1 protein-coding gene is annotated in these 264 nt (G+C 44.7%); it reads left to right on the top strand.

Annotation, left to right across the window (positions count from 1 at the left end):
- Window positions 1-264: cache domain-containing protein (locus tag SB773_RS32510; RefSeq protein ID WP_410594510.1), on the top strand; the 264-nt coding region annotated here is incomplete at both ends.

Raw genomic sequence — 264 nt, 5'->3', positions numbered from 1 at the left:
TATTTTGACGATGTTTCAGGAGTTTCGATGATGACTGTCGTCGCACCTTTTTACACGGCGGACAAAAAGCTGCTAGGTGTAGCTACAGACGATATTACGCTAACGGACATACAAAAAACGGTTTCAGGAACAAAAGTCGGTGAAACAGGCTGGGCGTTTTTGCTGGATAAATCCGGACAGTACTTGTCCCATCCTGAATCAGAAAAGCTCATGCACAAAACGATTCAAACCGAGGAAAATACATCCTTTGCGGAAGCTGGAGCA

Origin of the sequence: Bacillus sp. SIMBA_074 (genome assembly GCF_046534555.1) — a bacterium.
Taxonomy (GTDB): Bacteria; Bacillota; Bacilli; order Bacillales; family Bacillaceae_G; genus Bacillus_A; species Bacillus_A mycoides.
This window is presented reverse-complemented; position numbering and strand designations above follow the sequence as displayed.